Here is a 3,963-nt window from a genome sequence, read left to right as displayed (position 1 = left end):
ATCCTTTACTATAGCTGTATATAGCCAGCCCTCATCTGTCCAAACGTATGTAATATCTCCTACCCAGACGGTATTCGGCAGGTCTACGTTGAAATCTTGCTCTAACAAGTTTGGTGCTACTGGTAAATTGTGATTGCTGTTGGTTGTTGCTTTCCACTTAGCTTTACGCTTTGACTTGATGTCGTTTTCCTTCATCAGTCTATAGACTGTCCCACGGCTGCATAGTATGGTGTCTTTCACCTCTGTCCAGATAGGGTCGACGCCCCATACTGGGTACTTATAATGGGTATTTTTTATTATCTTAAGGATTTCTTGATGCTTTTTTTCTCGAATAGATGGTGGTCTATCTATCCAGTCATAATAACCACTTCGGGAAACTTTTAAAAGTATGCACATTTTCTCCACTGAATGCCCGAAATTGTGAGTTTTTATAAATTCGTATTTCTCACTAACTGTTACTTTTTCTATGGTTTCAAGAAAATGGCTACTGACTTTTTTAAAATATTTACAATATCATTAGCGTCGCTAAGATCTTTTCTAAGTTTTTTATTCTCTGCTTCAAGCTATAGAAGCTTCTTGGTCGGAGTATCTTCCGGCACAGTACTTACCCTTACCCATCTTCTAAGGGCAGGCTCTGATATTCCAAGATCCTTTGCTACCCTACTTATTGGGAGGCCTTTTTCTACAACCATTTTTACAGCACCTGACTTGAATTCATCATCATACCTATTGTTATTTTTTCCCATTCTAAACACCCTTTCATGATTTAATTATACAATCACGATTGTGTGTCCGTCAAAGTGGGAATGAGTCATTATATGCAAAAAGAAGAGTTTATTAAGCGTGTATCAGTGGCTATTGCCGCTGGAAAATGTGACCTTTTTGTTGGAAGTGGAATTTCATCCGCGTCTGAAATTCCATCTTGGAACGAAGTGATACAGAGCTTAGCAAATCAAGTGGGGGGTTTGATAGTCAACGATCATGATGATTTACCAATGCTTGCTCAATACATCGTTAACAACAACTCAGGAAATCGAAATATTCTACGGAATAATCTTATAGATGTGTTTGATAAACATTATCAACTTAATAAAAACCATCATGCAATTGCTTCGATGAAAATAAAGACAATTTGGACAACAAATTATGATTATCTGATAGAGAGCGCATTTCAATCGCGTCGCTTTCGCGTATTATCTTCTGACAATGATATTGTTCGTCAAATAGCATTGAATGAAGTAGAAGTTGTGAAACTCCATAGTTGTATACGAGGAGACCTAGATCAAATTATTTTGACACAAGAAGACTATGAAAATTTTATTTTTAAAAAACCTGCAATTTTACAGCGTCTAAGAAATGCGATGACGCAAAAAAGCTTTCTGTTTGTTGGTTATGGATATCGCGACCCCAATATTAGAACAGTGATGATAGAAGCTATGAAATTGCTAAAAGACAATACTCAGGAACATTTCATAATACTTACAGAACCACAGAAAAAGGAGGAAGAATCAACCACTGACTATTATCAGAGAACTCTGCGATTCAAGCTATGGATAAAGGAGTTAAACCGTTTGGGAATTCAAGAATTACTGATTCAAGAAAACAACGAACTACCAGACATCCTTTTCTCTATAGTAATAAACTCTAGGGGGAACACAGTCTTTTTGACAGGGTCACATAAAATAAACGAGAATACCTATATTCATGATGTTGCACGAGAATTATCAAAAATCGATCAGGTTATACTTGTAAACGGGCAATCATCGGGCGTTGGTGCTCTTGTTCTAAACGAATTTTTAATAGAAGCTATTCAGAACAATAAGGAAATCGGGACACGAATCATGTTTTTCCCGAACCCATATAGTGCAAATCCACAGTTTTCTAATAATCCTGATTTGATACCACTATTAAAAAAAGAGCGAGCATAACTGTTTGCATCTCTAAAACTCTTAGTCGCTTTTCCGGGCGGTATGGGAACAAAAGCAGAAATTGAGGTTGCGAAAGAAAACCACTGTATTATTATCCCAGGCATTACAGCGTCTAATGATTATAACAACGAGGCCATCAAGGCTATTCTTGAAGATAATACGATAATGGAAAATATTAATCAAAAAGCTTCTATTTATAAATCACTACTTATAAAAAGGGAAATACCGTCTGAGAAAGACTTACTTGAAACAATAAGAGGCATCTTGAGTCAATGAAAGATCAAGTAGAATTAAAAAACGGTCTAACTATTGGTGCTAACTTGCCAACGCAGTTAAATGTTCTTCTTGGATTTAATAAAAAAGAAGAGATGTTTTCTGAGTATGAAAAACTTAAAGTTTTATCAAAGAATGAGAGCCAAGTTGGAGTTATTTCCGACTTGAGTTTGTATAGGACTTCATCAAAAAACACAATATGGAATAGAGTACTCAATGATACAGATTGTATCGCAGCAACGGTTCCTATCTATCTGGCACAAGAAAATAGATTGATCAATTTAAATATGTTGAAAGAAAGCATTCAGGAGCAATCGGAAGCCGGTGTCGGCATAATAACAATTCATCCAACTGCAACAAGATCTATGATTTACGCTTGTAAATCAAGGCTAATCCCTATTACGTCCAGGGGGGGAGCAGTTGTTGTCAACGATCTTAAAAAGCGAAACGAAGAAAACAATGCTTACGTTAAAATATTGGATTTCATTATTGACGTCGCCAAGCGAAATGGGACGGTGTTAAGTATTGGGTCAACTTTTCGTAGTGCAACAATACTTGACGCTTTTGATGCAACATATATTTCAGAATTGCAAAAGCAAATGGAGATTGCAGATTTGATTAGGAGTCAAGGTGTATCAGTTATAATTGAAACACCAGGGCATGCAGACCCACGAAAGCTTCAATTAATTTGCGATTTGTTACATAACCAACCTTATCCAATAATGCCGTTAGGCCCAATGCCAACAGATATTGGGGGAAATAATGACGATACAGTTGCAGTTATTGGTGCTGTGTTAATGGGAACAAACGGGTGTGCAGATATTTTATCGGTTGTTACTAACGCTGAGCACACTGGTGGAATTCCATCACTCGAGACTCTATTACTTGCTTTGGAGAAGTACAGAATTGCAAAACATATTATCGATTTATACAAAACTGAAGATAAATCCAAGGATTTCGAAGTTTCAAAAGAAAGGAGTTTGAGTATAAGCTGCAAAGTCGATAAACCACAGGAGTGTGATAGGTGCGGCTACTTATGTCCGCTTTATTATACTTTTAGATGAAACGAAATTCTCTAAATATTTGGATACTATACTACGTTACAAGAGACAATTATTAACATCAACGAGCATACATTTTAATTCCTTCCCATTATCCTATAATCGGAAGTTATGTCTATAATTAGCAGTTCGGGCTAGCGATAATTATTCCTAAGTATGTATATATAATATAGGTTTTTAAGTTAGTTGAAAAGTTAATATTAACGCACTATCTGTCATATTACATCATCGCGATATGTGCATGAAAGGAATGAATAATATTGAAACTAAGTGAGATTTACTGGGGAGCGGACTCAGCAGAATTGGATCGAGATTTTTATGTTACACTCCATGCATAAGGTGCTGGCCTGTGGCCGGATAAGAACGCTGGCCGGATACTGTAAGAACGGTGTCCGTATATTTCGAGAATGCTTGGCCGGATGAAACAGGACCACCGGTCTGAATTAACGAGATTAGCCAATATTAGGGATATATTTAACATTTTCTCGTTATCAATTAATGAATGGAGTATAGGAGTATATTATGAGCCAAACAATACCATTAGTTGAATTTTTAGGTGATTGTAAACGGCAGCGCAAAGTGAGAGTTTCCGGCAGTCAAACTGAGAGTTTCCGGCAAGCAAACTGAGAATAAAACGGCAACGGAAATGAGACTGCTGTGAATAACTTAACACAAGAGAAAAAATATCGCAAGATGGAAGA

Annotated in this window: 5 protein-coding genes; 3 read left to right on the top strand and 2 right to left on the bottom strand. The window is 36.7% G+C overall.

Features of this window, described 5'->3' with window-relative positions; translation table 11 throughout:
- Both Q7J67_02230 and Q7J67_02225 read right to left on the bottom strand, forming a co-directional pair.
- Nucleotides 1-396 (bottom strand): IS3 family transposase (locus tag Q7J67_02230; protein MDO9464102.1); only part of this gene is annotated, 396 nt, incomplete at its 3' end.
- Between the two features lie 167 nt (nucleotides 397-563).
- Nucleotides 564-746 (bottom strand): transposase, encoded by a 183-nt coding sequence (locus tag Q7J67_02225; protein MDO9464101.1) that lies wholly within the window; start codon nucleotides 744-746, stop codon nucleotides 564-566.
- Nucleotides 747-818: 72 nt separating this feature from the next.
- On the opposite strand from Q7J67_02225, the gene Q7J67_02220 reads away from it, so the two are divergent.
- The 3 genes from Q7J67_02220 to Q7J67_02210 are packed head-to-tail and all read left to right on the top strand — an operon-like array spanning nucleotide 819 to nucleotide 3,265.
- A complete protein-coding gene (locus tag Q7J67_02220; GenBank protein ID MDO9464100.1) occupies nucleotides 819-1,928 on the top strand; it encodes an SIR2 family protein in 1,110 nt (369 codons plus the stop codon).
- Between the two features lie 42 nt (nucleotides 1,929-1,970).
- Nucleotides 1,971-2,204, top strand: a complete 234-nt coding sequence (locus tag Q7J67_02215; GenBank protein ID MDO9464099.1) for a hypothetical protein — start codon at nucleotides 1,971-1,973, stop codon at nucleotides 2,202-2,204.
- The gene (locus Q7J67_02210; protein ID MDO9464098.1) at nucleotides 2,201-3,265 is read left to right on the top strand and encodes a phosphomethylpyrimidine synthase ThiC; all 1,065 of its coding nucleotides are present in this window, start codon (nucleotides 2,201-2,203) and stop codon (nucleotides 3,263-3,265) included. Before Q7J67_02215 ends, Q7J67_02210 begins: the two co-directional genes overlap by 4 nt.
- The last annotated feature ends 698 nt before the right edge of the window (nucleotides 3,266-3,963 follow it).

The organism is bacterium (assembly GCA_030652805.1).
Classification (GTDB): domain Bacteria; phylum JAHJDO01; class JAHJDO01; order JAHJDO01; family JAHJDO01; genus JAHJDO01.
Note: the sequence above shows the minus strand (reverse complement) of the source record. Positions and strands in the feature narration are given on the sequence as shown.

What these genes read in the sequence shown, in the direction of transcription:
- Q7J67_02225 (MDO9464101.1), bottom strand. Translation starts at nt 746, where the DNA reads ATGGGAAAAAATAACAATAGGTATGATGATGAATTCAAGTCAGGTGCT.
- Q7J67_02220 (MDO9464100.1), top strand. Translation starts at nt 819, where the DNA reads ATGCAAAAAGAAGAGTTTATTAAGCGTGTATCAGTGGCTATTGCCGCT.
- Q7J67_02215 (MDO9464099.1), top strand. Translation starts at nt 1,971, where the DNA reads ATGGGAACAAAAGCAGAAATTGAGGTTGCGAAAGAAAACCACTGTATT.
- Q7J67_02210 (MDO9464098.1), top strand. Translation starts at nt 2,201, where the DNA reads ATGAAAGATCAAGTAGAATTAAAAAACGGTCTAACTATTGGTGCTAAC.